A 25373-nucleotide genomic window follows, 5' to 3' on the forward strand; every position below is an offset into this window, starting at 1 on the left:
CGTCCGAAGTAGCTAGTGAAAGAGCTCAGCCGTGGTCAGCATCACAAAAAAGACTGTCACCAAATCGCTTACAAGTGACATGCGTCGTGCCACCAAGCGCCTGTATGAGCAAATGTGTAAAGCGTTGCTTACGGAAGAGAACGCAATGAGGCGGCAGGCACGGCTCGAGATGCCGAAAAAGAAGCGAAAATATACTGTCGATATGGAGATGGTCGACAAGCTGGACGCCGGCTTTCGAGGTGAAATAAGCTATAAAATTTTTGGAAATAAGCAGCTTCGAATCGACCGCCCAAAAGAACTAACCCGTGAGCACGGTATCTTTGAAAAAACGAAGAAAGTTCTAAAGCGCAACGCAGAAACGGGCGCAGTTTATTTGAGCCTTCACGAAAAGAAGAGTTGGGCTAGGGTTACGAGCCATCAGTACGCTGAGGACGGCACTCTTCGCACGAAGCATGTAAAATATCGAGACGGGCGCTTCGAGGAAAAGTGGGAGCGGGACGAAACCGGTTCCCTTGTCCGGACACGGTATGTCAACCGAGGCAGGCTCAGTGGTCGGCTGTTTCGGCCTGTTTCTGAGGAGCTGAGTGCGCCTGAGCCTGGCGGACCAGAGAACAGACTCTACCGCAAACTGACTCGTCAAGTAGGGTCCAGGCGGGAAACATTTGAGCGGGACGACAAAGGCGGCCTTGAGCTAGTCGGCTATAAACGCCCCGGCTTTTCCAGGAATACAACGAAATCGGAAGATCGCCATACCTCGCAAACGAAGATTCGGAAACTTGGTGGGACATTCAGCAAATCTTACAGGTCCCTCCTGGACAAGGAAGGCAACGAAGTAGGCCGAGATATCCTGAGTCACCGTCGGATGTTCAACAAGAGATCGGCCATCTACGATGAGTCCACAAAGCAATTGACAAGCATTAAACACACCTTCGGCAAAATTTATAAGAGTGAGTCGCAATACCTGAGCGCTGAGATAAAGAAAGTCTCAAAAAAGATACTCGGAGTGACGGTTCGTCGGAAACTGACGGCATTGAGCGAACCTGAACTTTGCGCGCAGAGACTCCGTGTTTCGGAATCGGTCGAGCATAGGAAAGCCTGGCAGGAGCCCACCGCTATCACCAGATCTTCGCCAAGGGAGGATCCTAGCATCCCTTTGGTGTCGAAGCCGGACCGGACTGACCGAGTTCGAAACGGCCGTGGTGTCCAGACCGAAGCCAAACTCACGCTCGTGAACGACAAACCAGTTGATCTTGCTTCACAAAACTCCCCCCTATTTCTCCAACAGGCATCAGAGCAGCAGTTTGGTTTGCAACCACAATCTCCGTCGTCAGCAGTGCATTTTTCGGATTCGGCTTCTAAGGCGGAAGGGGTTACACTAGGCAAAGGTCCAATATCGCAGAGTCCTCGTCGCGGCAATGAACGGGAGGTGCGATCGGAAGAAAATCTTGACAAGTATCTCGGACATTCCGTCTCGTCAAATGAGTCTCTGTCGGAGATCACGCTTCATGGATCGCCGCAAAAACCAACACTAACCGGCTTGCGGGAAACGCCACCACACTCATCCTTGGATCTGCAATCGTCTGACGCCATAAACGATGCTCAGGCTCCGCAGGTAACTTCTTCAGCGGTCAGTCATCAGTCTGCTCCGGAACAAGAGCTCTTGAGTTTTTTGAATGGTGTGCCAGCCCCAGTGCATAGTGGCGGAGAGCGTATTGCTGAGCACAACCGAGATGTTGCTGCATCAAATGCGGCTTTTGATCCGCAGTCATTGTTCGGCGAACCAGACTTGTCACGCGCTTCGGAATTAAGGCTGGAATTTCCAGCGCAAGGCGACCGTCTATCGGATGCGGAACAGCAAGCGTTGCTGAACGGGTTGCTGGCTATACCGCTACCGGCTCGTTCTGCGAAGATGAATTCCGAACGATCGATGATTTTGGAAGGTTCACGGAGTCGAGAGCGGCCCGTGTCAGGAGGGCTTTCGCTATAGAGTGGGAAATGAGACACCCCGGCAAGGCGCTTCACGCCCTCACCCTCGGCCACACAAAGTTATCGATGATTTGTAAACTCGGAACAAATTTCTTCGATTCTGCGAAGGTCTTCTCCACTAGGATCGGGTTGTTCAAGACCAACCTGACGGAAAGACCACCGATGACCAATGACATGATGAGCGTGCGCTCCTCGGATTTTGCCGAATGACGATCCGCTACGAAACCAGGCGCAGCGATGACCATGACCTTCGAGAGCGGATGAAGGCGCTGGCGCATGAACGCCGCTGCTTTGGATATCGACGCCTTCATGTGCTGCTCATGCGTGAGGGTCGCCTTGTGAACCACAAGCGGCTCTTCCGGCTCTATCGGGAGGAGAAGCTGTCAGTGCGCAAACGTGGCGGCCGGAAGCGAGCGATCGGCACACCCGCGCCGATGCTGATCCCGATGGCAGCCACTGATCGATGGTCGCTGGACTTCGTGTCGGATTAACTCACCGATGGTCGCAGGTTCCGGGTGTTTGCGGTCGTCGGCGATTGCACCAGGGAATGCCTGGGCCTCGTCGCCGATACGTCCCTTTCCGGCCTGCGGGTTGCCCTTGAGTTGGACCGGATCATCGAGGAACGAGGCAAGCCGAAGATGATCGTCAGCGACAAATGGCAGCGAGTTCACCAGCAACGCGATCCTGCAATGGACGGATTGGACCAAGGTGGAATAGCACTACATCGCACCGGGTAAGCCGATCCAAAATGCCTTCATCGAAAGCTTCAATGGGCGGCTGCGAGACGAATTCTTGAATGAACGCTAATCTCGGCACTGACCCATGTTGCTCGCTCAGCGCTTTCAAACTGGCGCAGCGATTATAATCCTGTTTCATAACGCCCATCGTTTATGTTGTGGAAGAGAATAGGTTTTCCTGATCTGGATGCGATCCTGTGGGGTGTCGAGGGTTCTGCCGGGCGCGATCGAGGATCTGACGTGCTTGCGGGGTGGCGAGTTTGGAACGGCTGAAGATCCATGGGCCATCGGGTAGCGGATGAGCCCCCTCAATATCGCCAGCCTCGGCCGCCAGACGCGGCGTTTTGGCGTTATCCCGACCAACTTCGCCGCACCGCCCAGATTAAGCCACGGCTCGACCCCGTCGACCTGGGGACGGAAGACCGGAATCTTGCGATATGACCTCAGCGCGGTGACCCGCTCCCGTGTCCACCGATTGCCATTGCCGGTCGTCAGTCCGTTGCGATTGAGGACACCGGCAATCACATCATCATTGGCGATAAGGACGAGCTGTCGTACGGCGTCGACGATATCCTCAGGCTGTCAGTACCGGCGCAATACTCCCCAATAGTGCCGTTTGAGTCTTCCCCAGGTGCTGCGGCCATCGGTCTTCCGGGGCGCGCCCCGGAAGACCGATGGCCCGTCATCGCCGATACTCCTTCCGATGGTCGGAAGGGGATGTTGGTGATCAAGCTGAGGGAGACGATCATGATCCTGGATCTGCATCAGCAGGGGCTGACGGTGTCAGCTATTTCCAGAGAAACAGGCATCGATCGCAAGGCGGTGCGCAAGTACATAGAGCGAGGCCTCGAAGCTCCAGCCTATGGTCCAAGAAAGCCTCGGGCGACGGTCATCGACCCGTTCGCTTCATACCTGCGGGAACGGGTAAAATCCTACCCTGGTCTGACGGCAGTCGATTATTTCGAGAACTGCGTGAACGAGGCTATACCGGCGGCTACACGGCTGTGACGGATTTTCTCCGCGAGGTTCTCGCCTTCTACGATGCCATCGGCAAGGTCCTGGCGCAGGAGGGCCGCCCATGAGCGCGACCCTTGATTCCATTCCGTCCATGATCGATCGTATCCCTCATGATCTCGTCGGCCTGAAGATGCCACGTGCACTCGAAGCTCTCGACCATGTCGTTCGACGCGTCGAGCACGGTGAGCTTTCCGCCCTGGAAGCCATTGATATCCTTCTCTCCGAGGAACTCACCTTACGCGAGAACAGCCGGATCAAGACCGCACTGCGAATGGGTAGGCTTGCCACGATCAAGACGCTCGCCGGCTTCGACTTCACCTTCCAGCCTTCGCTCGATCGCGATCGTATCCTCACCCTGGCGCAGCTCGGCTTCGTCGATCGTCATGAAGCCGTTCATTTCCTTGGCCCACCGGGAACAGGCAAAAGCCATCTCGCCACAGCGCTCGGCGTCGAAACCGTGAAGGCCGGAAAGAGCGTGTATTTTACGACGCTCGCCGATCTCATTGGTTCGCTTGCCCGTTCCGAACGAGAAGGCAGGCTTCAGGATCGCATTCGCTTCTTCTGCAGGCCAAGCTTGCTGATCGTCGACCAGATCGGCTACCTGCCGGTCGTCCAAGGCGGCGGCAATCTCTTCTTTCAGCTCGTCAACGCCCGATATGAACGCGGCGCGATGATCCTGACGTCAAACCGCGGCTTCGCGGAATGGGGCGATGTGTTCGGAGATCCCGTCGCGACGGCGCTGCTCGACAGATTGATTCAGGAGATGCCGAACTCGCGGCACAGCGCCGCAATCTTCTCGCCATCCAGAACCCGCGCAACGAATTTGAGACGCTCGTCCATGAGATTACACTCCTGCCAAGGCACCTTTGCTCTCCTCGCAAAGGCCAAAAGTGTAACCCATGTCTCCGGTATGAACTGTCACCCTTCTCTCGGGAAGGACACTCACGGATCGGTCGAACATCCACGCCGGGACTTCAATAAGCCGATCAGAAGAAGCGCCAGAAAGGCTGCAGCGAAAAATAGCCGTTCCTTTGGTCAGCGCCTCATGGACGTGGACGAACTGACCGGACCAGGGATGCCACGGATACAAAAGCTCACGAACCTCCGTCCCGTGGGTGTTCTGTCGTCGTGTTGTACAATAATTTCCGGCCCTCGGCTGGATGACACCTGCCGAGTTCTCTCAAACAATCAACCCGCGACTTGATGCGGTGCTGCGCAGCCGGAATGGCCGCACCGCAACCCGCCGTTACCGCCCCGAATACAGCAACCGCTGGAACGAATTCAAAATTGGATAAAACTTAGGGGCAAGGTCAATCACCGAGTAAGCTCCCGGAAAGGGCCGCCTTCCAACGCTGATGTGAATATCGGAAGTCGTAGAACCGCTGCTGTTTGCGTCGGTGTCCAGTCCCAAGCCAGCAATCGCTCCAGCCTGCTGAACCGCAACCTGTCTCGGCTTTGGCGTCCCACAGACTGGCGTCTGCCCGCTCATTTGTTTTCGTTCTTTTAATTTGCAAGCAGTTCAATGAAAGACGGTTTCGCTGTTGTTATAATGATTGCGATTGTAATAATATAAACTGAAATTGTGGAAGTATAATATTGATTTGGGATTTAATAGGACTAGGCTTTCCATTGCTCCTGGCGGCGAAGCCCCGGACGGAACAAAATCGTTCCAATTCCATGGAGGAAGTCATGGCGCAGGCCAAACCGGCTCCGTATGATACTGCTACCGACCAGCATAATCGCGTGTGTATCGACGGCTTTAAGGTCGTAAGCACGCGTTTGCGATCGGCTGAATATGAGACCTTCTCCCACCAAGCGCGCTCGCTGGGACTGTCTGACAGTATGGCCATGCGCGTTGCAGTGCGCCGCATTGGGGGCTTTCTCGAAATAGATGAAAAAACGCGTGGTAAGATGGAAGGTATTCTTTTGTCCATGGGAACGCTTTCAGGCAATATTGCCGCCCTGTTGTCTGCTTACGCGGATAATCCGCGGCCGGATTTGGAGGCCCTGAGAGCCGAACGTATCGCTTTCGGCAAGGCGTTCGCCGACCTTGACGGCTTGCTCCGTTCTATTTTGTCCGTATCCCGCCGGCGTATAGATGGTTGCGCTATGCTGAAAGACACATTGCAGCGCTGACGTGGCACCCGCCCGGGAGCATGTTCGATGCCGGATCGACCTCAGGTTATCATTCGCATAGTACCTGATGGTGGAACTAGGACCCTCCAGCAGATCATCAATCAGCTGGAGTATCTCTCCCGGAAGGGAAAACTCGAGTTGCAGCGTTCAGCCCGGCACCTCGATATCCCCGTGCCGCCGGATCAAATCGCTGAACTTGCCCGAAGCTGGGTCCAGGAGACCGGAGTTTATGACGAAAGTCAGCCGGATGAGCGAAGGGAACAGGAGTTGACCACGCATATTATTGTAAGCTTCCCCCCGGGCACAGGTCGAGCAGATGCTTATGCGGCGAGCCGCGAGTGGGCAGCCGAGATGTTTGGGTCAGGCAACGGGGGCGGGCGATACAACTATCTTACGGCCTTCCACGTTGACCGCGATCACCCGCACCTGCATGTCGTGGTCAACCGCCGCGAACTTCTGGGACGTGAGTGGCTGAAGATTTCGCGGCGCCACCCGCATCTGAATTACGAAGCCTTGCGCATGAAGATGGCCGAGATTTCGCTCCGCCACGGCATTGTCCTTGATGCCAGCTCACGAGCAGAACGTGGTATCCTTGAGCGTCCGATGACTTACGCCCAGTTCCGGCGCCTTGAGCGGCAGGCCAGCCGGGTCCGGTTCGACGATGCAGATACGGAACAGGGGTCACCGCGTGAAGATCATCCCTTGCAGGACCAACCTGTGGATACGTTGCCTCCTGCCGGGCCTTCGAGCAAATCGAAGGCCGCAGTTCAACCGTCCGTCGCACATAACGCGTCGCCCGTTCCCTTGTTGGAGAGCGCAGGATTCGTTCCGGCGGGCAACCTCGGTGATGACGCACCAAATGCTGTCCGGGACGGCGCATGCAAGCCAAGGGACAATTCCGGAGTTCCTGGCACAGCAAACCAGAATGCGGTGCAGTCGCCAGACACCGCGCAAGAGAATCCAAAACGACGACGCGATGATGCTGGCGAGCCGAGTGGGGCAAAGGGCGGGAGATCAATTGCCACCGAGCCGGAGACAACCGCCCGGGAGCAGAACGATCGCAATAACCCCGCAACATTGCTGGCCGCCCCCCCCAGGTCACTGTCGTTGAATGACACCGCCCGTAGCGGATCGGCGACTGATTCACTGCCTGCGGTTTTCGAAAGCCAGCAGCAGAGACCGCTTTCCTCGAAGCGGGCACTTGAGGACGAGGCACCGGGTGACCGAAAACGGGCAAGGGATGGGAGCAGCCAGGATCGTCGCCGGGATTAGGACGCAGGTAAGGAGCCAATCATGACCCATGGGCAGTTCACCGATTATCGCGCGCGTCCGGCGCTGACAGTCTCGGACGACGGCCATGGAACGGCAACAATCCCGGCGCTGGAGGGGCAGATCAAGGTACGGGGCGGCGGAGAGGGCGCGGCAGTCGCGGCCGATCTGCCGACACGACCGAATGAAGGAGTGCACCCACATATCAGGGAAATGCCGGCGAGTACTGCTGCCGGCCTCATCGAGGCCGCTGCGGACTCGCCTGGCGCATTCGAAGCGACTGCAAATGTACCCGCCATCCTGCACAATAACAAAGGTGATTTCCGCGCCGCCATGCAGTACTTGCGCTCGCTTGAACCGGAACGATCAGACAGGCGCGCCGGTGAACCTGCCATGTCGCCGGAGCCGCCAGCACGGGCCGCGAAGCGACTGCGCGGAAACCAGTCCCCCGGCTGGACAGTCAAATCGGCCGTACAGCGGCAAAGCGCGCTCGGCAGTCTCTGCCAGCCGAGCAACGCCCATCCGAAGCGAGTGTATACAACATTCGGCCACCGACAGAAACAACACGGGGAAACTGGCAGGAAAGCTCATCAATTCCGGACGCCACTCCCGTCTCCTTACCCCATTCGGGTCCACCCGCGCATTGGTTCGGGAGGGATACCGATACGGATAGAAACTCGGCTGATACCATTCCGCTTGCGAACTGGGGGGTGGAGGAGACCGTGAAGCCGAAAATCTTGCGGTTCATGCGAACACTCCAACTTCCGACACGATGAGAGGTTCTCGCAGCGTGACACATACCGAAGTTCTGGACGATGCCGGCAGTACCCGCACGAAAGAACTCCACAGTCGTTTCCGCGAAGAAACGACCCCCGGATCATCTCAGGGGTTATTTCCGGGTACGCAAACCTCGCCACAAGGTCGCCACGAGGATATCCCCGACCTGAACGAAGCAGCTCTGGCCGAAATCGATGCGGCATACGACGCCCCGTTGAGAATGCCCGGGGGGACGACGAGTGTCATACCGGATATGCAGTCCGGATCAGGCGAGGCATTCCCCGGGGTCGTGGACGGGCCCTGCGTCGATCCGGAGATGCACGCTGTTAAACGCCATGGACTCTTGCCGCAAGCACCGGAGTGCGCTGCAGCGGAGCCCTGTGGCTGGCCTGGCTTCACATCGGCCGATCTTGAAAAAATCGATGCAATCGTGAGTTTTCGCTCGGACGGTTGGTCCCCGACGCGAAACATTCCGCCGAAATTCACCGCGGCTGGTCCCGACAGCGTCTCCCGGAATGGGCGCGCTGTCAGAAATTCGCCCGGGATGCCGGCCTGCGACACGGCGCACGCCGGGAATTTTCCGATCTGTCCGGCGCTGAAACGGCTCACATCAAGAAGTGTGCGCGGCTCGCAACGACCACTGCTGAAAAGGGAAAGCAACAGATATCGTCTCCGGCTGACCTGCGGTCCGGTTCAGGCAACCCATATCCCGACGCAATCAGCCGCCGGTCATCTGCCCACGATGTCCCACGATGCCAGTCAACTGACGTCATTGTGGCTCCGCGAGCCCGAGATGATCTGTAACGAACTAGTAGCAAGCGCTTGCCCGACGCCGGTTGCCTGCATCGCCAGACCACGAAAAAACGTCGGGCACGCACCCGCCAGGTTTCATGATACCGCTCCTGTTCCCGGACACCATCGTCCTAGCAGAAGGGGTAGGTTCACGCCTTTTGATGATGTGATGCTGTCGGAAATCGACGGCTGGATGAACGGGACCGCGGGAGCCGGCCACCGGCCAGCCGACCGGAACCGCGATCGCGTGAAGGTTACGACCGTTGGGTTCTGTTCTGGCAGCGCCCGGACCTCAAACGCGATTTCCGATTTGTCCCGCAGTGTTTGGTGAAGAGATGAACTCGAGCAAGAGCACGCCCCTACGTTTGGCCGTTAGTGTCGTATGCTCGCTGGCAGCCGGTCTTTGTGTTGCAAGCTTGTATGTAACGTTCCGCCAAGGCTTTAATGGCGAAGCGATGATGACCTTCAGTGTCTTCGCCATCTGGTACGAGTCGCCGCTCTATCTGGGGCATACGACCTCGGTATTCTACTACGCTCTGGCCATTGTCGTATCAACTTCAGCCGTCGTTCTACTCAGCCAACTGTTCGTGTCGCTGCGCAACCGCGAGCATCATGGAACGGCTCGCTGGGCAGAATTCGGGGAAATGCGACGTGCCGGCTACCTGCAGCGTTACACCAGTATCAATGGTGCGGTGTTTGGCAAGACCTGTGGTCCCCACTGGTTCGGCAGCTATCTGACCAACGGCGAACAGCCCCATAGTCTGGTCGTCGCGCCGACGCGAGCCGGCAAGGGCGTCGGCGTCGTCATTCCGACGCTGCTGACCTTCAGGGGCTCGGTGATAGCACTCGATGTCAAAGGTGAGCTTTTTGACCTGACGTCCAGGGCACGAAAGGCAAACGGCAACGTCGTTTTCAAGTTCGCGCCTCTGGATCCGGAGCGACGGACCCATTGCTACAATCCGGTTCTCGATATTGCGGCAATGCCTCCCGAGAGGCAGTTTACCGAGACACGCCGACTTGCTGCAAACCTTATCACTGCGAAAGGCAAGGGAGCGGAAGGCTTCATCGATGGCGCACGAGACCTTTTTGTTGCGGGTATCCTTGCTTGTATCGAGCGCGGCACTCCGACAATAGGCGCAGTCTACGACCTTTTTGCCCAGCCTGGCGAGAAGTACAAGCTTTTTGCGCAACTCGCGGAAGAAAGCCAGAATAAGGAGGCTCAGCGCATCTTTGACAACATGGCGGGCAACGACACGAAAATCCTAACCTCCTATACGTCGGTGCTCGGCGACGGCGGTCTCAATCTTTGGGCTGATCCGCTGGTCAAGGCAGCGACCAGCCGATCCGACTTTTCCATCTACGACCTGCGTCGCAGGAAGACCTGCGTTTATCTTTGTGTAAGTCCCAACGATCTTGAGGTCGTTGCGCCGTTGATGCGCCTTCTTTTTCAGCAGGTCGTGTCGATTTTGCAGCGATCCCTGCCAGGGAAGGACGAGCGCTACGAAGTTCTGTTTCTCCTCGACGAATTCAGGCATCTGGGCAAACTTGAGGCCATCGAGACCGCGATCACCACCATCGCCGGATACAATGGCCGTTTCATGTTTATTATTCAGAGTCTCTCCGCGCTGACGGGTACCTACGACGAGGCGGGCAAACAGAACTTTCTCAGCAATACCGGTGTGCAGGTATTTATGGCCACCGCTGACGACGAAACACCGACATATATCTCGAAGGCTATCGGGGAATATACGTTCAAGGCGCGCTCGACCTCCTATAATCAGACACGCATGTTCGACCAGAACATCCAGATCTCCGATCAGGGGGCACCGCTTTTGCGCCCCGAACAGGTGCGCTTGATCGACGACAGGAATGAAATCATCCTCATAAAGGGGCACCCGCCACTTAAACTGCGAAAAGTGCAATATTACTCGGATCGCGCGCTGAAGCGTATTTTCGAAGCCCAGACCGGTTCGCTCCCCGAGCCAGCGCCCCTTGTGCTGCCGGAGAACATCAATCGCGGAGACCTGGAACAGCCGACTGTCCTCGCGGCGGCGCGAGAGCCCGGCGACAAGGATTTTGTAGGCGACAATGCGGAAACCGATGGGTACAACGGCAACTGCAATCACGACAACGATGGGGCCATCGGATTTGATATCCCGTACGGCCCGATTGAAATCGACGATCTGGAGGAATACGCCAGCACAGCTTGTGTCACCGCCGATGCCGGCCCGTCTGCCGAAGTCGCTCCGGCTCTGGTTGCGCAAGAACAATTGCTGAAACGGATAATCGCGCTTCAGCAACGGTATAGGTCTGGCTCGTCAAACCCCGGGGATTGATTTGAAGCAGCGTCGTTCGGCATCATTCGATGCCGGAGTCGGTCAGATATTGCGGTTCGATCGATGCGGTGCCAGACCTAGACATGTCCTGCGATTGATGAATCGATTGTGAGGTGACGAGAGCGACCGAAGCTGATTCAACATCCACAGCGGAGAGGTGGATGATGGGACAGGCCCTGAGCGATGATCTCCTAATATGGGTTTTGAAAGCGTCTGCGGCGGGCATGTCGGCTCGACAGGCTGCGGCTCGTTTCGGAGTTGGGATTTCGACGGCGATCCGCTGGATCGCAAGAGCGAAAGAGGGTGAGTTAACTGCTCGGCAGAGCTGGCTCGGGAAATCTACACAGCTAGGATAAGTGGAATTTCTGCCTGACTTCGGCTTAGATGCCGGGAACAGGAGCACTGCTGTCCGGTTTAAATTTTGTCACCATTGGAGGCTCATCTGGCCGGGATTTCCGGGAGGGCTGTGGCGTGGCTTTAGCAGGCGGTCGATCCTTTTGCGGTGCATCAGGTTGGTGCGCACCAGGCGGGCGAAGGCCAGCGGGCTTATGATGGTGGCCTGGTCGGCCTTTGCCATCTGCAGCAGCAGATAGGCGATCAGAGCGACGGCCACCTGGATGCGCACGGCATTTTCGCTGTTGCCGAGGAAATGGCGGATCTTCAGCGTCTGCTTGACCCAGGGGAAAAACAGTTCGATCGCCCAGCGGCGCTTGTAAAGCGCGGCGATCTCCTCGGCCGGGGCAGTAAGATCGTTGGAGAAGATGCGCAGCACCTTGCCGGTTTCGATCCGCTCGCCGATCTCGCGCACCGGCCGGTTCATCGGGTTGCGGCGGCTCTTGGCCTGACGCTGCGGCAACAGGCCGATGCGGTCGAACAGGATGCCGGCATCCTCGTTTGCCGCCTGCTCGGCGCTCACCGTCAGTTTCGTGTGGGACTTTAGGCGGCTGACGATGCGGCAGCCGGCGGCGTCCAGCTTCGCCCACCAGCCGAAGTCGTAATAGCCGAGGTCGAAGACATAGGTGGCGCCGGCCTCGATCGGCATCTCCTTGGCGGCGGTGATGTCGTTGACATTGGCCGGGGTGACGGCCGCGTAGATCGGCCGTTCGGCCTTGGCATCATAGACGACGTGCATCTTGGCGCCGCAGGCCTGATCGGAAAAGCGGGCCCACTGCGATCCCGCCCCGGAAAGTGGCAGACTGCTGCCGTCGATCAGATAGACCGCCTCGCCGACGGCCCGCTTGAGGCCGCGCCCGGCGCGGGCCAGCATCTGCGTGAACAACTCTGCAAAAACGGCGCTCGGACGCAGGCCGTTGGCATCGGCGAAGGTCGAGCGCGACACCGGGCGAGCGCCGAGATGGTAAAGGCGGGCACTATGGCTTTCCAGGGAGCCGACGATCTCGCGCGGGCTGACGGCACCGGCAAGCTGGCCGTAAAGCAGCGCGATCAACTGGCTCTTCGTCGACAGCCGCCGAACGTGCTTGTCGGCCTGATGCTCCTCCACAAGTCTTTCGAACACCGTCCACGGAATCCGCTTCAACAGATCATGAAAGACGCTATTGTCATGCCGCACGGTGTTGTTCCTCTTTCGTGTTGTCAGTACCGGAGCATACTCCCCAATAGTGCCGTTTGAATCTTCCCCAGGAGCTGCGCCGCTGGTCTTCCAGCGGCGCGTCATCGCCGATACTCCTTCCGATGGTCGGAAGGGGGATATTGGTGATCAAGCTGAGGGAGACGATCATGATCTTGGATCTGCATCAGCAGGGCCTGACAGTGTCAGCTATTTCCAGAGAAACCGGCATCGATCGCAAGACGGTGCGCAAATACATAGAGCGGGGCCTTGAGGTCCCGCTTATGGACCGAGAAAGCCTCGCGCGACGGTTATCGATCCGTTTGCTTCATACCTGCGGGAGCGGGTGAAGACCTATCCCGGCCTCACTGGTAGTCGGTTGCTCCGAGAACTCCGGGATCGAGGTTATGCCGGCGGTTACACCGCCGTCACGTATTTTCTTCGTGACGTGCGACCTCCGGCAAATCCAGGTTTCGAGGTTCGCTTCGAGACGCCGCCAGGCGAACAGGCCCAAGTCGATTTCGCCCAGTTCCACGTCGTTTTCACTGACGAGCCAATGACGCAAGGATCGTTTGGTTGTTCTCGATGGTGTTGGGTCACAGCCGCCTCATCTGGGCACGCTTCGTCATGCATCAGAATCTGCCGACCGTCCTACGTTGCCACATCGCCGCTTTCGAGGCGATTGGTGGTGCGCCGCGGGAGGTGCTCTACGACCGGATGAAGACTGCCGTTATCGGCGAAGGTCAGACGGAGGGCATCATCTACAACCGTGCTCTCATCGACCTGGCCCGCCATTATGGATTTCATCCTAAGGCGTGCAAGGCCTACCGAGCCAAGACAAAAGGCAAGGTCGAGCGGCCGTTTCGGTATATCCGCGAAGACTTCTTCCTCGCTCGTTCGTTCCGCAATCTCGACGACATGAACGCCCAGCTCCGGCACTGGCTCGACACCGTCGCCAATCCAAGGAAGCACGCGACGACCCAGCGTGTCGTCAACGAGGCCTTCGCCGAGGAGCGGCCGTATCTGCGGCCGCTACCTCTGGCACCGTTCAAATCCGTTCTGAAGCTGGAGCGCCGCGTATCGCGGGAAGGCATGGTCAGCGTCGGCGGCAATACCTACAGCGTTCCGGATGCCACACGCAGTCGCATGGTTGAGGTCCACTCTCTCGCCGACGAAGTCCGCATCTTCGAGAACGGCACACTGATCGCCACTCATCCTGTGCTGGAGGGCCGCAAACAGCGCCGAGTCCATCCCGATCATCGACGATCGATGACGCCGCAACATAGGCCAAGGACACGAGACGAATCCCTTGTCGTCAAGCCTGCCGGCGACACCGTGCTGCAGCGGTCGCTCGCCTTCTATGACGCCGTCGGCAAAGTCCTGGCACGGGAGAGCCGCCCATGAGCGCGACCCTCGATGCCATTCCATCCATGATCGACCGTATTCGCCATGATCTCGTCGGTCTGAAGATGCCGCGCGCACTGGAAGCACTCGACCATGTCGTGCGCCGCCTCGAGCACGGTGAGCTATCTGCCCTCGAGGCTATCGATATCCTGCTGTCCGAGGAACTGACCCTGCGCGAGAACAGCCGCATCAAGACCGCTTTAAGAATGGGCAGGTTAGCGACGATCAAAACCCTTGCCGGTTTCGACTTCACCTTCCAACCTTCCCTCGACCGAGATCGCATCTTCACCCTGGCCCAGCTTGGCTTCGTCGATCGACACGAGGCCGTGCATTTCCTCGGCCCACCTGGAACCGGTAAGAGTCATCTTGCCACGGCGCTCGGCGTCGAAGCCGTCAAAGCTGGAAAGAGCGTCTACTTCACGAACCTTGCCGACCTCATCGGTTCGCTGGCCCGTTCCGAACGGGAGGGTCGGCTTCAGGAGCGCATTCGCTTCTTCTGCAGGCCAAGCCTGCTGATCGTCGATGAGATCGGCTACCTGCCCGTCGTCCAGGGCGGCGGCAATCTATTCTTCCAACTCGTGAACGCCCGATATGAGCGAGGTGCGATGATCCTGACATCAAACCGCGGCTTCGCTGAATGGGGCGATGTCTTCGGCGATCCAGTTGTCGCAACGGCGCTGCTCGACAGACTGTTGCATCATGCCGTCGTCGTTCAGATCGAAGGATCGAGTTACCGATTGCGCCAGCATGCCGAACTGATGCCGGAGCATGTTCGCTCCAAAGCCCTCATCGCACCACCGGCATTCGCCCCACCTCAAAAGCCGCGCGGGCGGCCGCCGAAAAATCCTCAATTCTCCCTGGCATCCACGTCGGCATAAGTGGGGAATTTTACTTCGGCACTTCTGGGGAAAATTACGCGGCATTGACACGTGTCCGAGATCGTCGCGAAACGCTCGAACATGAGTAGAATCAACACCGTGCACCATGTCCACTAAATTTAAACCGGACAGCAGTGGAACAGGAGAGACCATGACGAGAGACCGCGCCGGAACCATACCCGGCCTTCAAGGCAAAGGTGGCGCTTGCCGCCATCAGGGGCGAGCAGACGCTGGTGGAATTGTCCCAGCAGTTTGACGTGCACGCCAACCAGATCAAACAGTGGAAAGACCAGCTCCTTGAGGGGGCGACAGGCGTTTTCGGTGATGAAGCGAAGGCGGAACCGGCGGGTCCAACCGTGGATGTCAAAACACTGCACGCCAAGATCGGCGAGCTGACACTGGAGAACGATTTTTGTCCGGTGCGCTCGGCAAGGCGGGATTGCTGGGCGGAAAGAAATGATCGACCGCGCACACAAACTGTCGGTCGTGCGCCAGGCGAAGCTTCTCGGCTTCAGCCGTGGCAGCGTCTACTATTCTCCACGTCCAGTGTCGGGTGGCGATCTTGCTCTGATGCGCCGATTTGATGAACTGCATCTCGAATACCCGTTTGCGGGAAGTCGGATGTTGCAGGGGCTTTTGAGGGGAGAAGGGCTGGAAGCTGGGCGATTGCACATTGCCACGCTGATGAAGAAGATGGGCATTGAGGCTATCTACCGCCGCCCAAACACTTCGAAACCGGCTCCCGGTCACAAGATCTATCCTTATCTCCTGCGAAAACTGGCGGTCATCGGCCCAACCAGGTATGGGCAATGGACCTGACTTACATCCCTATGGCACGGGGCTTCGTCTATCTCTGCGCCGTCGTCGACTGGTTCAGTCGTCGGGTTCTGTCGTGGCGGTTGTCGATCACGATGGAAGCGGACTTTGCATCGAAGCGGTCGAGGAAGCGCTTGCTCGTTACGGCAGGCCGGAAATCTTCAATACGGATCAGGGATCGCAGTTCACCTCCATCGACTTCACGGCGGTGTTGAAGAAGGCCGAAAGCGCCATCTCGATGGACAGCAAAGGCGCATGGCGGGACAACGTCTTTGTCGAGCGGCTCTGGCGGTCGATCAAATACGAGGAGGTTTACCTCCACGCCTATAAAACCGTCTGAAGCTCGCGCTGGCATCGGCACCCGACGCCCACATTCATCCCTTGACCGGCAGACGCCGGATCAGGCTTACTTCAACGCGCTGGCACCGATGATTGTGGCAGCATAATCGAGGCGGAAATCCACTTAGAAAAACGCCCGAAGCTGTTCAGACAAACCGAGCCAGCTCTGACAACATTCTCGAACGCGACATCAGGGTTTTTGCGACGGGAAGAAAATCGTGACTGTTCAGCGACACTGCTGACAGAGCCAAGGTCAGCGCAGTGATCTATAGTTTGATGCTGACCTGCCGCGCCTGTGGCGTCGACCCTCTGATCTGGCTGCGGCACGTGCTTACTGAGTTGCCGCAGCGAGACGACTACGCCGACATCGGCGACCTGCTACCGATCAACTTCTCGAAAACCTCCGCCGCCTAACGGAGCCGGATATCGCTACCGATGCGAGGCGGCTCCAGCGGTGCCGCAGCCGTCAATGCGCATCGAAAATCGCGCTTACCAATCTTCGGCAGGATATATCCTGATGTATATGCCGTGCGGCTGGTGGCAACGCTTTAGGGAGATCAATTTCTTAATGGTAAGTCACGGGGTGCATATCCAAGCCCTCTTGCCCTCGAAAAGCCAACAAATGTCACCGTCAAATGGCGTGGAATGACCTTTGATATCACTATCCGTCGCTGTCGAGCTGCAGATATGCTTAAGCAAAGGGCCACACAATTATTCGATAGCGTTTCGATCGTAAAAATGCCATTATTCGTTTCGAGTTCCTTGATTAGTTAAGCTATATATATCACCTCACCTTTTCTCATTGCTACAACGACGCATTCTTCATCATATAGAAAATTAAACAAATCTCTCCTATCTTGCAAGTATGGTATGGCTAACCTACAAATTGATGGATAATGAAGTTTATCACATGCGGAATGCCCTGTTCGACGCTACTAGGAGCTACGCAGTTCATAAGAGAGGGACGGTTAGAGTCAAATACCTTTATCTTGAGAGTGCGGATGCAGAACGCTCTGTGGACGCTGGACGGTTGGTCGGAACCGGAACATATGAAGTTCAGACCTACCCTCCGTATGCCGCTCCTGTTGATGCAAAGCCCTGGTTCATCGTTGTTGACAGCAGCGCAAACCTGAATGGCGCGATTGATGTGATAGCATGGGGGAGAGCGATAAGGTCATGATCGAAATCCCCGCTCATTGACCTGGCGCTTATGGAGTGTTTTGCGGTTTGTTGCTTTTTGCATGTGTTTGTTTCCCTTAAAGTCCTTGTATTTAACCGTCATATGCGGCGGGTAATAGATTATTATCAATAAGTCAGGTCAACAATATGCTTGTGTTGATTATTTCTATGCTTCCGATGCTTGGCGACCGCTGATCGAGCAGCCACGGACGGGCGCGTCACGCCACTATTATACTATATTTCTATTTATCACCGCTTTACGATTATTTGGCGTCGTAAGTTTGAGACGATGAGTATTTTCCTATTGCCTCTCGTTATTCTAATCAATTAACTCCAAGTAAGTTCAAGGAAATACTATTCTGGTATTGAACGACCAGGCCTTCTATCGAACCCGTGGAGTGCGAGGCGGGGACCGTTACCCGACTTGGCCAATCAGCAAATCAAGGCAGTCGGTCGTCGCCGGAAACTCTTATGCCTTAAGACATAAACAATACAGATTATCCAAAAGATATATATAAAGAGTCACATTCATTAATTCGAATAAGAACATAATAAAATTAACGTGAAAGGAGGCGTCAGCATAACACAGTACCCTCATAAAAAACAATTAAATAAAAGTGGCGGCGCAAAAACAGCACACGCCGCCATACATCTTGAAGATAACAGAAATACAACACGCACTCAATTGAGCCAACGGTGCGGAACCTCGATTTGGCCGTAAAAAGAACAATCATCCTGCTAAGCTCCCTGAAAGACGGCCGGCCATGATTGCAGTTGGTAATAAGTTTTTCCACTTATGATCGCTAAAGAATGTCGGCGCCTCCCAACGAAGACGGCGCGATCGCTATAGTAACGTAACCAAGGGGAAAACTGGGTAAGGGCAGAATGCACGTTTTGACTCACACCAAAGGTTTACCGCATGACACTTGATGTCGTTTGCTAATTAGGTTTGCACTTATTTAATGGACATTGCGTTTGCCAGTTATCCGCGCTCTGCGTAGTTGCTTACGACAATAATGACGGATCAAAAATAGCCTCAAAATTAGCGGGCATTAAGAAAGTTGTAGTACTAAACAAGATAGAATTTTATTTCAACAATTGAAATATGATGCTCTGGCATCAACTTACAAGTACAAGAGCGATAAGAAACATAAGCGGGGATCCTAAACCCCTGACTGAAGAAAAACAAACTCGCCGGGCCCACATGGCAGCCTGCTTCGAGGCGCGTCTACTCATGCGAAAGCTCTGCCGAGGAAATAGCAAGAACGAAAGCGATGAAGGCCAGAGCACCGCCTATAACATAAAGGCCTTTGCACAGCGCCACGAGCGCGCCAACTGCAACCATCAGCGCAAACGTCATGCCGGGGTTTGGTGATTTTAGGTAAGATTATGGTTGAGGGGAGAGAACCAAATTCGTTCTTCGAAAACGTTCGACGCTTAGTAGGCAGGGTAAGGATGGAGATTGTCTTGGAATGCCAGAACCAATGAGGCTTATATAGGGGATTTCCGGGTGCGCGAGTGACTCCAGGCATTCTGGCTCTATGACCAAGGGTTGTCGCATGGCTGTTCGTGTCTGGAGAAGGGCGCCCTACCTCATTGAGCCGCATTTTTAAAATTTTCAATCGGCAGATATGCCGTTTCGGTGCAATGAGAAGGCATTTTGAATGCCTCTCGTACCTCGCGAAGAGCCGCAGCTTCTGTGCAGTCCTTGGATGACGCTGAAGGTAGAGATCGCAGCTTTAGGTTCTGCCATAGGGCTGCCCGAATAGAGGCAGACCCCTGACCCATCCCACCAGACTATCTTGACCCGGTCTCCACAGCGCGCTTCATAATGCATCCCTCCATCAAATTCCGGGCAACCGGACGACTTTGATAATCTTCATAAAATGTTTGGCAGGATATATAGACATGTCAATTTCAATGGTTCCTACATTTCTAGGTTTCTGTGCATTGGAGCGTGTGTTTTGTAAGCCCCCCGGCCTGAGACGGTGAGCACATTGGTGCCCATGATCGTGTCGGAGGCCGCGCCGGCGGTCCAACCCGCCGTGACGGAAGCGCCGGCCCCGCCGCACCCCCGCCGGAAGCGCAGCGACGTCACGATCGAACTGGGTCGCGACCGACGCGTCCGCATGGACGCCGACATCGACACAGAAGCGCTTCATCTGCGATGATCCCCATTCCGAGCGGCGTGAAGGTCTGGCTGGCGACGGACCATACCGACATGCGCGCAGGCTTTCCCGGATTGTCGCTCTTTGGCCGTATGGGAGTTGCGCCGCGCCAAGCAGCTATTAGCGGGGCGGTAAATCTTCCAAGGCCACCTCCAACATTCAAGCTAATCTTAGCCCGGCCGCGCCGCAGACACCTCCGCCGGCTGTCAGCCGTTTCGACGATGGTCTGGGAAGGGAGCCGTCGTCAAAATGCCCTGTCTCCCTCGTTTGCTCAGTAGCTTCACGCTGTGCTTTCGTCGTCAAAGCCGGAAGGAAAAAGCATGACTAAAGAACTGCATACGACATAAGAGAGATGCGACAGTCGCCGCCTCTTGGGATGCTGGCTAAACGTCAACGTTTTGAAGGAAGACTGGCGACGTGCACATTCGATGTCGCCCCCGGCACTGGGGATCGTCTCATCTGGGTTGGCGCGCTGCACGTGGCCGCGTAAAAAACGGATTCTCTCAACGGTTTGGTGCTTTTTCAAGAACGACTGGCATCTATTGCTCGATCCATCTCCACCCTATTGCAGAAAAAGGTAAATGTCGCTCTGCATGCCTGATGGCCCCAGAGTGGCCGTGTAGGGCACACCATGGATACTGAAGTTGGTCTGGGGGTTGTCCGCGCTCGGCAGCAAGTCATCCCAGTACATTGCAAGCCGAAGGTCCTTCGGTGCCGGTTGATTGCCGTGTTGTTGCCAGCTCGAGAGTCTCCGTTGCGGCATCGACGTCTTGCTGCCCCGAACCCCTCTCCGGCGCCAGCGACTGCGGCGTCACTCGCATCGAACCGCCCACGGAACTGCGACGCGGCACACGGTCGCCGGCGCTACTATCGTGCGAACCGCCGGTTCGAGAGCTGGGCGGCATTCGAAGCGCATCTGGACCGGTGGGTACGCGATGTTGCCGACCAGCGTGAACACGGCACGACTGGCATAGCGCCAGCGGAACGCTTTGCCGCGGAGGCTGGGGCGCTTCGCCCGCTGGCTGGCCGCGCGCCGTTCGGGCAGTTGCGGGATCTCATGCGCAAGGTTCAGGCCGATTGCGCAATCGACCTCGACACGAACAGCTACTCCGTGCCTTGGCGTCTGATCGGCGAGAGCGTTCAGGTCGTGGTACTGGCAGGCCGTGTGATCATCCGTCATGCGGGCCATGTCAATGCCGCGTAATTTTCCCCAGAAGTGCCGAAGTAAAATTCCCCACTTATGCCGACGTGGATGCCAGGGAGAATTGAGGATTTTTCGGCGGCCGCCCGCGCGGCTTTTGAGGTGGGGCGAATGCCGGTGGTGCGATGAGGGCTTTGGAGCGAACATGCTCCGGCATCAGTTCGGCATGCTGGCGCAATCGGTAACTCGATCCTTCGATCTGAACGACGACGGCATGATGCAACAGTCTGTCGAGCAGCGCCGTTGCGACAACTGGATCGCCGAAGACATCGCCCCATTCAGCGAAGCCGCGGTTTGATGTCAGGATCATCGCACCTCGCTCATATCGGGCGTTCACGAGTTGGAAGAATAGATTGCCGCCGCCCTGGACGACGGGCAGGTAGCCGATCTCATCGACGATCAGCAGGCTTGGCCTGCAGAAGAAGCGAATGCGCTCCTGAAGCCGACCCTCCCGTTCGGAACGGGCCAGCGAACCGATGAGGTCGGCAAGGTTCGTGAAGTAGACGCTCTTTCCAGCTTTGACGGCTTCGACGCCGAGCGCCGTGGCAAGATGACTCTTACCGGTTCCAGGTGGGCCGAGGAAATGCACGGCCTCGTGTCGATCGACGAAGCCAAGCTGGGCCAGGGTGAAGATGCGATCTCGGTCGAGGGAAGGTTGGAAGGTGAAGTCGAAACCGGCAAGGGTTTTGATCGTCGCTAACCTGCCCATTCTTAAAGCGGTCTTGATGCGGCTGTTCTCGCGCAGGGTCAGTTCCTCGGACAGCAGGATATCGATAGCCTCGAGGGCAGATAGCTCACCGTGCTCGAGGCGGCGCACGACATGGTCGAGTGCTTCCAGTGCGCGCGGCATCTTCAGACCGACGAGATCATGGCGAATACGGTCGATCATGGATGGAATGGCATCGAGGGTCGCGCTCATGGGCGGCTCTCCCGTGCCAGGACTTTGCCGACGGCGTCATAGAAGGCGAGCGACCGCTGCAGCACGGTGTCGCCGGCAGGCTTGACGACAAGGGATTCGTCTCGTGTCCTTGGCCTATGTTGCGGCGTCATCGATCGTCGATGATCGGGATGGACTCGGCGCTGTTTGCGGCCCTCCAGCACAGGATGAGTGGCGATCAGTGTGCCGTTCTCGAAGATGCGGACTTCGTCGGCGAGAGAGTGGACCTCAACCATGCGACTGCGTGTGGCATCCGGAACGCTGTAGGTATTGCCGCCGACGCTGACCATGCCTTCCCGCGATACGCGGCGCTCCAGCTTCAGAACGGATTTGAACGGTGCCAGAGGTAGCGGCCGCAGATACGGCCGCTCCTCGGCGAAGGCCTCGTTGACGACACGCTGGGTCGTCGCGTGCTTCCTTGGATTGGCGACGGTGTCGAGCCAGTGCCGGAGCTGGGCGTTCATGTCGTCGAGATTGCGGAACGAACGAGCGAGGAAGAAGTCTTCGCGGATATACCGAAACGGCCGCTCGACCTTGCCTTTTGTCTTGGCTCGGTAGGCCTTGCACGCCTTAGGATGAAATCCATAATGGCGGGCCAGGTCGATGAGAGCACGGTTGTAGATGATGCCCTCCGTCTGACCTTCGCCGATAACGGCAGTCTTCATCCGGTCGTAGAGCACCTCCCGCGGCGCACCACCAATCGCCTCGAAAGCGGCGATGTGGCAACGTAGGACGGTCGGCAGATTCTGATGCATGACGAAGCGTGCCCAGATGAGGCGGCTGTGACCCAACACCATCGAGAACAACCAAACGATCCTTGCGTCATTGGCTCGTCAGTGAAAACGACGTGGAACTGGGCGAAATCGACTTGGGCCTGTTCGCCTGGCGGCGTCTCGAAGCGAACCTCGAAACCTGGATTTGCCGGAGGTCGCACGTCACGAAGAAAATACGTGACGGCGGTGTAACCGCCGGCATAACCTCGATCCCGGAGTTCTCGGAGCAACCGACTACCAGTGAGGCCGGGATAGGTCTTCACCCGCTCCCGCAGGTATGAAGCAAACGGATCGATAACCGTCGCGCGAGGCTTTCTCGGTCCATAAGCGGGACCTCAAGGCCCCGCTCTATGTATTTGCGCACCGTCTTGCGATCGATGCCGGTTTCTCTGGAAATAGCTGACACTGTCAGGCCCTGCTGATGCAGATCCAAGATCATGATCGTCTCCCTCAGCTTGATCACCAATATCCCCCTTCCGACCATCGGAAGGAGTATCGGCGATGACGCGCCGCTGGTCTTCCGGGGCGCGCCCCGGAAGACCAGCGCCGCAGCTCCTGGGGAAGATTCAAACGGCACTATTGGGGAGTATGCTCCGGTACTGACAGGCCAGGTCGTGGCCGATCATGTCCTGTGCCAGGGCCGGCGGCAACGGATCGTGGACCGGTCCCATTTTGTCGGCGTGACCGGTGCCGAGGGATCCGTGCGTACAGCTCCCTTGGAAATGCCTCCGGCCACCTTGCTGCGGCCACTCGCGGAATACGAGGCGGTTGTTGGAGGAGGATGGTGATGGCGAACGTGGATCACGACCTACTCATCGCAACACTCGATCGACTGAAACTTGACGGCGATCCGCGATCAGCTCGACACTCTGCTTGACGAGGCGGCCCCGCTCGAAGATGAACTTGCGCGAAGCTCTGACATTCCTGGTATCGCGAGAGATCGCCCGGCGCGATGAGCGGCGCATCTCCATGTCGAGTAAAGTCGCACAGTTCCCGTTCGTGTGCGAACTCGACGGCTTTGAGTTCGAGGCGCAGCCGTCGCTTGATCATGGGCAAATCAGGGAACTGGCGACCTGTCGCTGGATCGCTCACGGCGATACGGTGCTATTCCTTGGGCCTCCTGGTACCGGTAAAACCCACCTTGCTGTCAGCCTTGGCCGCGAGGCGATCCGCCAGAACTACAACGTGCAGTTCGTCACAGCCGCGACGCTGGTGGCGATGTTGGCCAAGGCCCACATCGACGGCTCGCTCGACAAGCAGTTGGCGATCCTGGCTCGTCCGAAATTGCTGATCATTGACGAGCTCGGCTATCTTCCCTTCGAGGCGAATGCAGCGCACCTGTTCTTCCAACTGGTGTCCCGGCGCGCTTTTCGCGAAGCCGATAGCTGTCTCCTCGGATGGTGATCACCGTCGCTTGAAACAAGCGAAACGACCAATCAATGGAGGGGGTCAATTCCTCGCTTCGCTTGACACCTGGCGGGCATGTCGCCTTGATTTCTCATCGACGAAACCACGGTCGGACGCGAACTGAAAGCTCCCGGCTTTGCCAAGCTGTCGCCAGAAGGTCTAGCCTATTCCAATCGGACTGCTTTCGTGTAGAAGGGCCCGGGTAAAATAGAACTGCAACGAAGCACGTTTACAGAGCCATAGTTCTTGTTGGCCTTGTTTCTGTCATAAAACTCGCAACTTATGACGAGTGTTGCAAACACAAATGCAATAGTACAGCGCCAGGCCAAGTATGCCAGACTTGATCACTCGTCGACCTCGTCGTTGTCGCCCATTGGAAGCGGCACATCAAGGACCGCAATTACGTCAAAGCTGTCGCCAGCCTTCCGTCTCTTTGTATGCCCGACCAGATTTCGAAGAGGCAACTTGGCGCTTGGATACAATGTGAGGTGAAAGGTGTATCAAACGGACCAAGCATTCCGTTCAGTGAAAAGGCGTTCTTTGACGAGTACGTCGTTTTCAATTCACTATCCTGAACAATTCTTGGCTCTCTCTGAGCCTCTGAGCTACCTAGCTTTCCGCGTATAAAAAATCCTTTATTGTTTTGCGTTCCGAAGAGCCACGCAACCTTTCCAAAGGTGAAAAGGCACCAGATTCTAAATAGGTTTCACCTAAGAGCCCGATTCAAAAGTTCATTCGTATATCCAATACCTTGCGATGCGCCTTATGAGCATTCTGATTGAAGGTGAGCGTACGGTGAGCTGTTTTTGCTGATCGGCCAAATCAGGCGATGTTCTGGCATTAGAACCAGCATTAGTGCTGACATTAATACCAGAACGAAGAGGTTTCATGGCTCGCATAGAGATCATGTCCGGTACCGAGCGCAGACGGCGTTGGTCGGACGAGGCGAAGCTGAGGATACTTGCGGAAGCTGATGAGCCCGGTGCTCGCATTGGCGATGTGGCGCGCCGGCACGACATTCATCCGGGCCAGATCCGCTTGTGGCGGCAATCATTCAACTATGCCGATCGGCCGACGGTGTTCCTCCCGGTGGAAATCACGGAGGAGGTTGGCGTAAGCCAGCCGTCTACCGCATCAACAAGGCCGACGATCGTTGAGATCTTGCTTCGAAACGGTCGGAGCTTGAAGGTTGCGGTTGACGTTGAGTTGAAGCTGCTTGGCCCGCTCGTCGCTTGCGTGGAGGCGGTATGATCGGCCCATCGGGGAATGTGAGGGTCTATCTGGCCTGCGGAGTGACCGATATGCGGCGTGGCATTGATGGTCTGTCCGCGCTGGTCGAGACGGTCGTGAGGGAGGCACCGGGCTCGGGCGCAATCTTCGGCTTTCGCGGAAAACGCGCGGACCGGATCAAGCTGCTTTGGTGGGATGGCCAGGGGTTCTGTCTGTTCTACAAGATTTTGGAGCGCGGATACTTTCCCTGGCCGACGGCGAAAGAGGGTGTAGCGCACCTGACGCAGGCGCAGCTTTCGATGCTCGTTGAGGGGATCGATTGGCGACGCCCGGCGTGGACTTCCGCTCCCGGCCGAACGGGATAAAAGCTATATTTTGCAGGGGCATGGGAAGCTTAACGCTGGTGCGTCAGAGGCAAATCGGC

At 56.8% G+C, this 25373-nt stretch carries 10 protein-coding genes and 14 pseudogenes; 18 read left to right on the forward strand and 6 right to left on the reverse strand.

Annotation, left to right across the window (positions count from 1 at the left end):
- Positions 1 to 31: 31 nt before the first annotated feature.
- Complete coding sequence (locus RHE_RS21400; protein ID WP_011427365.1) at positions 32 to 1987, forward strand: virulence VirE3 protein; 1956 nt, start codon at positions 32 to 34, stop codon at positions 1985 to 1987.
- Positions 1988 to 2018: 31 nt separating this feature from the next.
- Here the strand turns inward: RHE_RS21400 and RHE_RS33750 are convergent, their stop codons facing one another.
- Positions 2019 to 2297 (reverse strand): hypothetical protein, encoded by a 279-nt coding sequence (locus RHE_RS33750; protein ID WP_166486934.1) that lies wholly within the window; start codon positions 2295 to 2297, stop codon positions 2019 to 2021.
- On the opposite strand from RHE_RS33750, the pseudogene RHE_RS21410 reads away from it, so the two are divergent.
- Positions 2178 to 2852: pseudogene (locus RHE_RS21410) on the forward strand (IS3 family transposase); the annotation flags it as partial. The gene RHE_RS33750 and the pseudogene RHE_RS21410 sit on opposite strands and share 120 nt — an antisense overlap.
- A gap of 22 nt (positions 2853 to 2874) precedes the next feature.
- Here the strand turns inward: RHE_RS21410 and RHE_RS34435 are convergent.
- Positions 2875 to 3302: pseudogene (locus tag RHE_RS34435) on the reverse strand (recombinase family protein); the annotation flags it as partial.
- A gap of 144 nt (positions 3303 to 3446) precedes the next feature.
- On the opposite strand from RHE_RS34435, the pseudogene RHE_RS21415 reads away from it, so the two are divergent.
- Both RHE_RS21415 and istB (RHE_RS33755) read left to right on the forward strand, forming a co-directional pair.
- A pseudogene (locus RHE_RS21415) lies at positions 3447 to 3730 on the forward strand (helix-turn-helix domain-containing protein); the annotation flags it as partial.
- Between the two features lie 71 nt (positions 3731 to 3801).
- Positions 3802 to 4497: pseudogene (gene istB / locus RHE_RS33755) on the forward strand (IS21-like element helper ATPase IstB); the annotation flags it as partial.
- Positions 4498 to 4499: 2 nt separating this feature from the next.
- Here the strand turns inward: istB (RHE_RS33755) and RHE_RS35205 are convergent.
- Positions 4500 to 4604: pseudogene (locus tag RHE_RS35205) on the reverse strand (helix-turn-helix domain-containing protein); the annotation flags it as partial.
- A 287-nt stretch (positions 4605 to 4891) separates the two neighbouring features.
- Between RHE_RS35205 and RHE_RS33760 the strand changes: the two are divergent.
- The 5 genes and pseudogenes from RHE_RS33760 to RHE_RS21440 form a co-directional block, all read left to right on the forward strand.
- Positions 4892 to 5042, forward strand: a pseudogene (locus tag RHE_RS33760) (IS3 family transposase); the annotation flags it as partial.
- Between the two features lie 387 nt (positions 5043 to 5429).
- On the forward strand, positions 5430 to 5876 hold the full coding sequence (gene virD1, locus RHE_RS21425) for a T-DNA border endonuclease subunit VirD1 (protein WP_011427368.1): 447 nt from the start codon (positions 5430 to 5432) through the stop codon (positions 5874 to 5876).
- Positions 5877 to 5903: 27 nt separating this feature from the next.
- Positions 5904 to 7148 carry a T-DNA border endonuclease VirD2 gene (locus tag RHE_RS21430; protein WP_011427369.1) on the forward strand — a complete coding sequence of 415 codons (1245 nt, stop codon included), beginning with the start codon at positions 5904 to 5906 and terminating at the stop codon, positions 7146 to 7148.
- A gap of 1901 nt (positions 7149 to 9049) precedes the next feature.
- On the forward strand, positions 9050 to 11050 hold the full coding sequence (virD4, locus tag RHE_RS21435; RefSeq protein WP_011427370.1) for a type IV secretion system ATPase VirD4: 2001 nt from the start codon (positions 9050 to 9052) through the stop codon (positions 11048 to 11050).
- A gap of 164 nt (positions 11051 to 11214) precedes the next feature.
- A pseudogene (locus tag RHE_RS21440) lies at positions 11215 to 11379 on the forward strand (helix-turn-helix domain-containing protein); the annotation flags it as partial.
- 95 nt (positions 11380 to 11474) lie between these two features.
- Here the strand turns inward: RHE_RS21440 and RHE_RS21445 are convergent.
- Positions 11475 to 12620, reverse strand: a complete 1146-nt coding sequence (locus RHE_RS21445; RefSeq protein WP_042119525.1) for an IS4-like element ISRel1 family transposase — start codon at positions 12618 to 12620, stop codon at positions 11475 to 11477.
- Between the two features lie 143 nt (positions 12621 to 12763).
- Here RHE_RS21445 and istA (RHE_RS21450) point away from each other — a divergent pair.
- The 5 genes and pseudogenes from istA (RHE_RS21450) to RHE_RS31995 form a co-directional block, all read left to right on the forward strand.
- Positions 12764 to 14021, forward strand: a pseudogene (istA, locus tag RHE_RS21450) (IS21 family transposase).
- Positions 14018 to 14899: an IS21-like element ISRel3 family helper ATPase IstB gene (gene istB / locus RHE_RS21455; protein ID WP_003563080.1), complete on the forward strand. Its 882-nt coding sequence runs from the start codon at positions 14018 to 14020 to the stop codon at positions 14897 to 14899. Before istA (RHE_RS21450) ends, istB (RHE_RS21455) begins: the two are co-directional and overlap by 4 nt.
- A 159-nt stretch (positions 14900 to 15058) precedes the next feature.
- Positions 15059 to 16161: pseudogene (locus RHE_RS21460) on the forward strand (IS3 family transposase); the annotation flags it as partial.
- A gap of 61 nt (positions 16162 to 16222) precedes the next feature.
- Positions 16223 to 16468: pseudogene (locus RHE_RS31985) on the forward strand (transposase domain-containing protein); the annotation flags it as partial.
- Positions 16469 to 20275: 3807 nt separating this feature from the next.
- Positions 20276 to 20599 (forward strand): annotated as a pseudogene (locus RHE_RS31995) (Mu transposase domain-containing protein); the annotation flags it as partial.
- 40 nt (positions 20600 to 20639) lie between these two features.
- Here RHE_RS31995 and istB (RHE_RS21480) read toward each other — a convergent pair.
- Positions 20640 to 21521 (reverse strand): IS21-like element ISRel3 family helper ATPase IstB, encoded by an 882-nt coding sequence (istB, locus tag RHE_RS21480; protein WP_003563080.1) that lies wholly within the window; start codon positions 21519 to 21521, stop codon positions 20640 to 20642.
- Positions 21518 to 22775, reverse strand: a pseudogene (istA, locus tag RHE_RS21485) (IS21 family transposase). The gene istB (RHE_RS21480) and the pseudogene istA (RHE_RS21485) overlap by 4 nt, the downstream one beginning before the upstream one ends.
- A gap of 142 nt (positions 22776 to 22917) precedes the next feature.
- Here istA (RHE_RS21485) and RHE_RS32000 point away from each other — a divergent pair.
- The 4 genes and pseudogenes from RHE_RS32000 to tnpB form a co-directional block, all read left to right on the forward strand.
- A pseudogene (locus tag RHE_RS32000) lies at positions 22918 to 23100 on the forward strand (IS21 family transposase); the annotation flags it as partial.
- Positions 23100 to 23677 (forward strand): annotated as a pseudogene (locus RHE_RS21490) (ATP-binding protein); the annotation flags it as partial. The pseudogenes RHE_RS32000 and RHE_RS21490, both read left to right, overlap by 1 nt.
- Before the next feature lie 930 nt (positions 23678 to 24607).
- On the forward strand, positions 24608 to 24970 hold the full coding sequence (gene tnpA, locus RHE_RS21495; RefSeq protein WP_009996987.1) for an IS66-like element accessory protein TnpA: 363 nt from the start codon (positions 24608 to 24610) through the stop codon (positions 24968 to 24970).
- Complete coding sequence (gene tnpB, locus RHE_RS21500; protein ID WP_009996986.1) at positions 24967 to 25314, forward strand: IS66 family insertion sequence element accessory protein TnpB; 348 nt, start codon at positions 24967 to 24969, stop codon at positions 25312 to 25314. Before tnpA ends, tnpB begins: the two co-directional genes overlap by 4 nt.
- The last annotated feature ends 59 nt before the right edge of the window (positions 25315 to 25373 follow it).

This window comes from Rhizobium etli CFN 42 (genome assembly GCF_000092045.1).
In the GTDB taxonomy this organism is placed as follows: domain Bacteria; phylum Pseudomonadota; class Alphaproteobacteria; order Rhizobiales; family Rhizobiaceae; genus Rhizobium; species Rhizobium etli.

Excerpts from the sequence above, each read along its gene's own strand:
- RHE_RS33750 (WP_166486934.1), bottom strand. The coding sequence starts at position 2,297 with ATGAAGGCGTCGATATCCAAAGCAGCGGCGTTCATGCGCCAGCGCCTT.
- virD1 (WP_011427368.1), top strand. The coding sequence starts at position 5,430 with ATGGCGCAGGCCAAACCGGCTCCGTATGATACTGCTACCGACCAGCAT.
- RHE_RS21430 (WP_011427369.1), top strand. The coding sequence starts at position 5,904 with ATGCCGGATCGACCTCAGGTTATCATTCGCATAGTACCTGATGGTGGA.
- virD4 (WP_011427370.1), top strand. The coding sequence starts at position 9,050 with ATGAACTCGAGCAAGAGCACGCCCCTACGTTTGGCCGTTAGTGTCGTA.
- istB (WP_003563080.1), top strand. The coding sequence starts at position 14,018 with ATGAGCGCGACCCTCGATGCCATTCCATCCATGATCGACCGTATTCGC.
- istB (WP_003563080.1), bottom strand. The coding sequence starts at position 21,521 with ATGAGCGCGACCCTCGATGCCATTCCATCCATGATCGACCGTATTCGC.
- tnpA (WP_009996987.1), top strand. The coding sequence starts at position 24,608 with ATGGCTCGCATAGAGATCATGTCCGGTACCGAGCGCAGACGGCGTTGG.
- tnpB (WP_009996986.1), top strand. The coding sequence starts at position 24,967 with ATGATCGGCCCATCGGGGAATGTGAGGGTCTATCTGGCCTGCGGAGTG.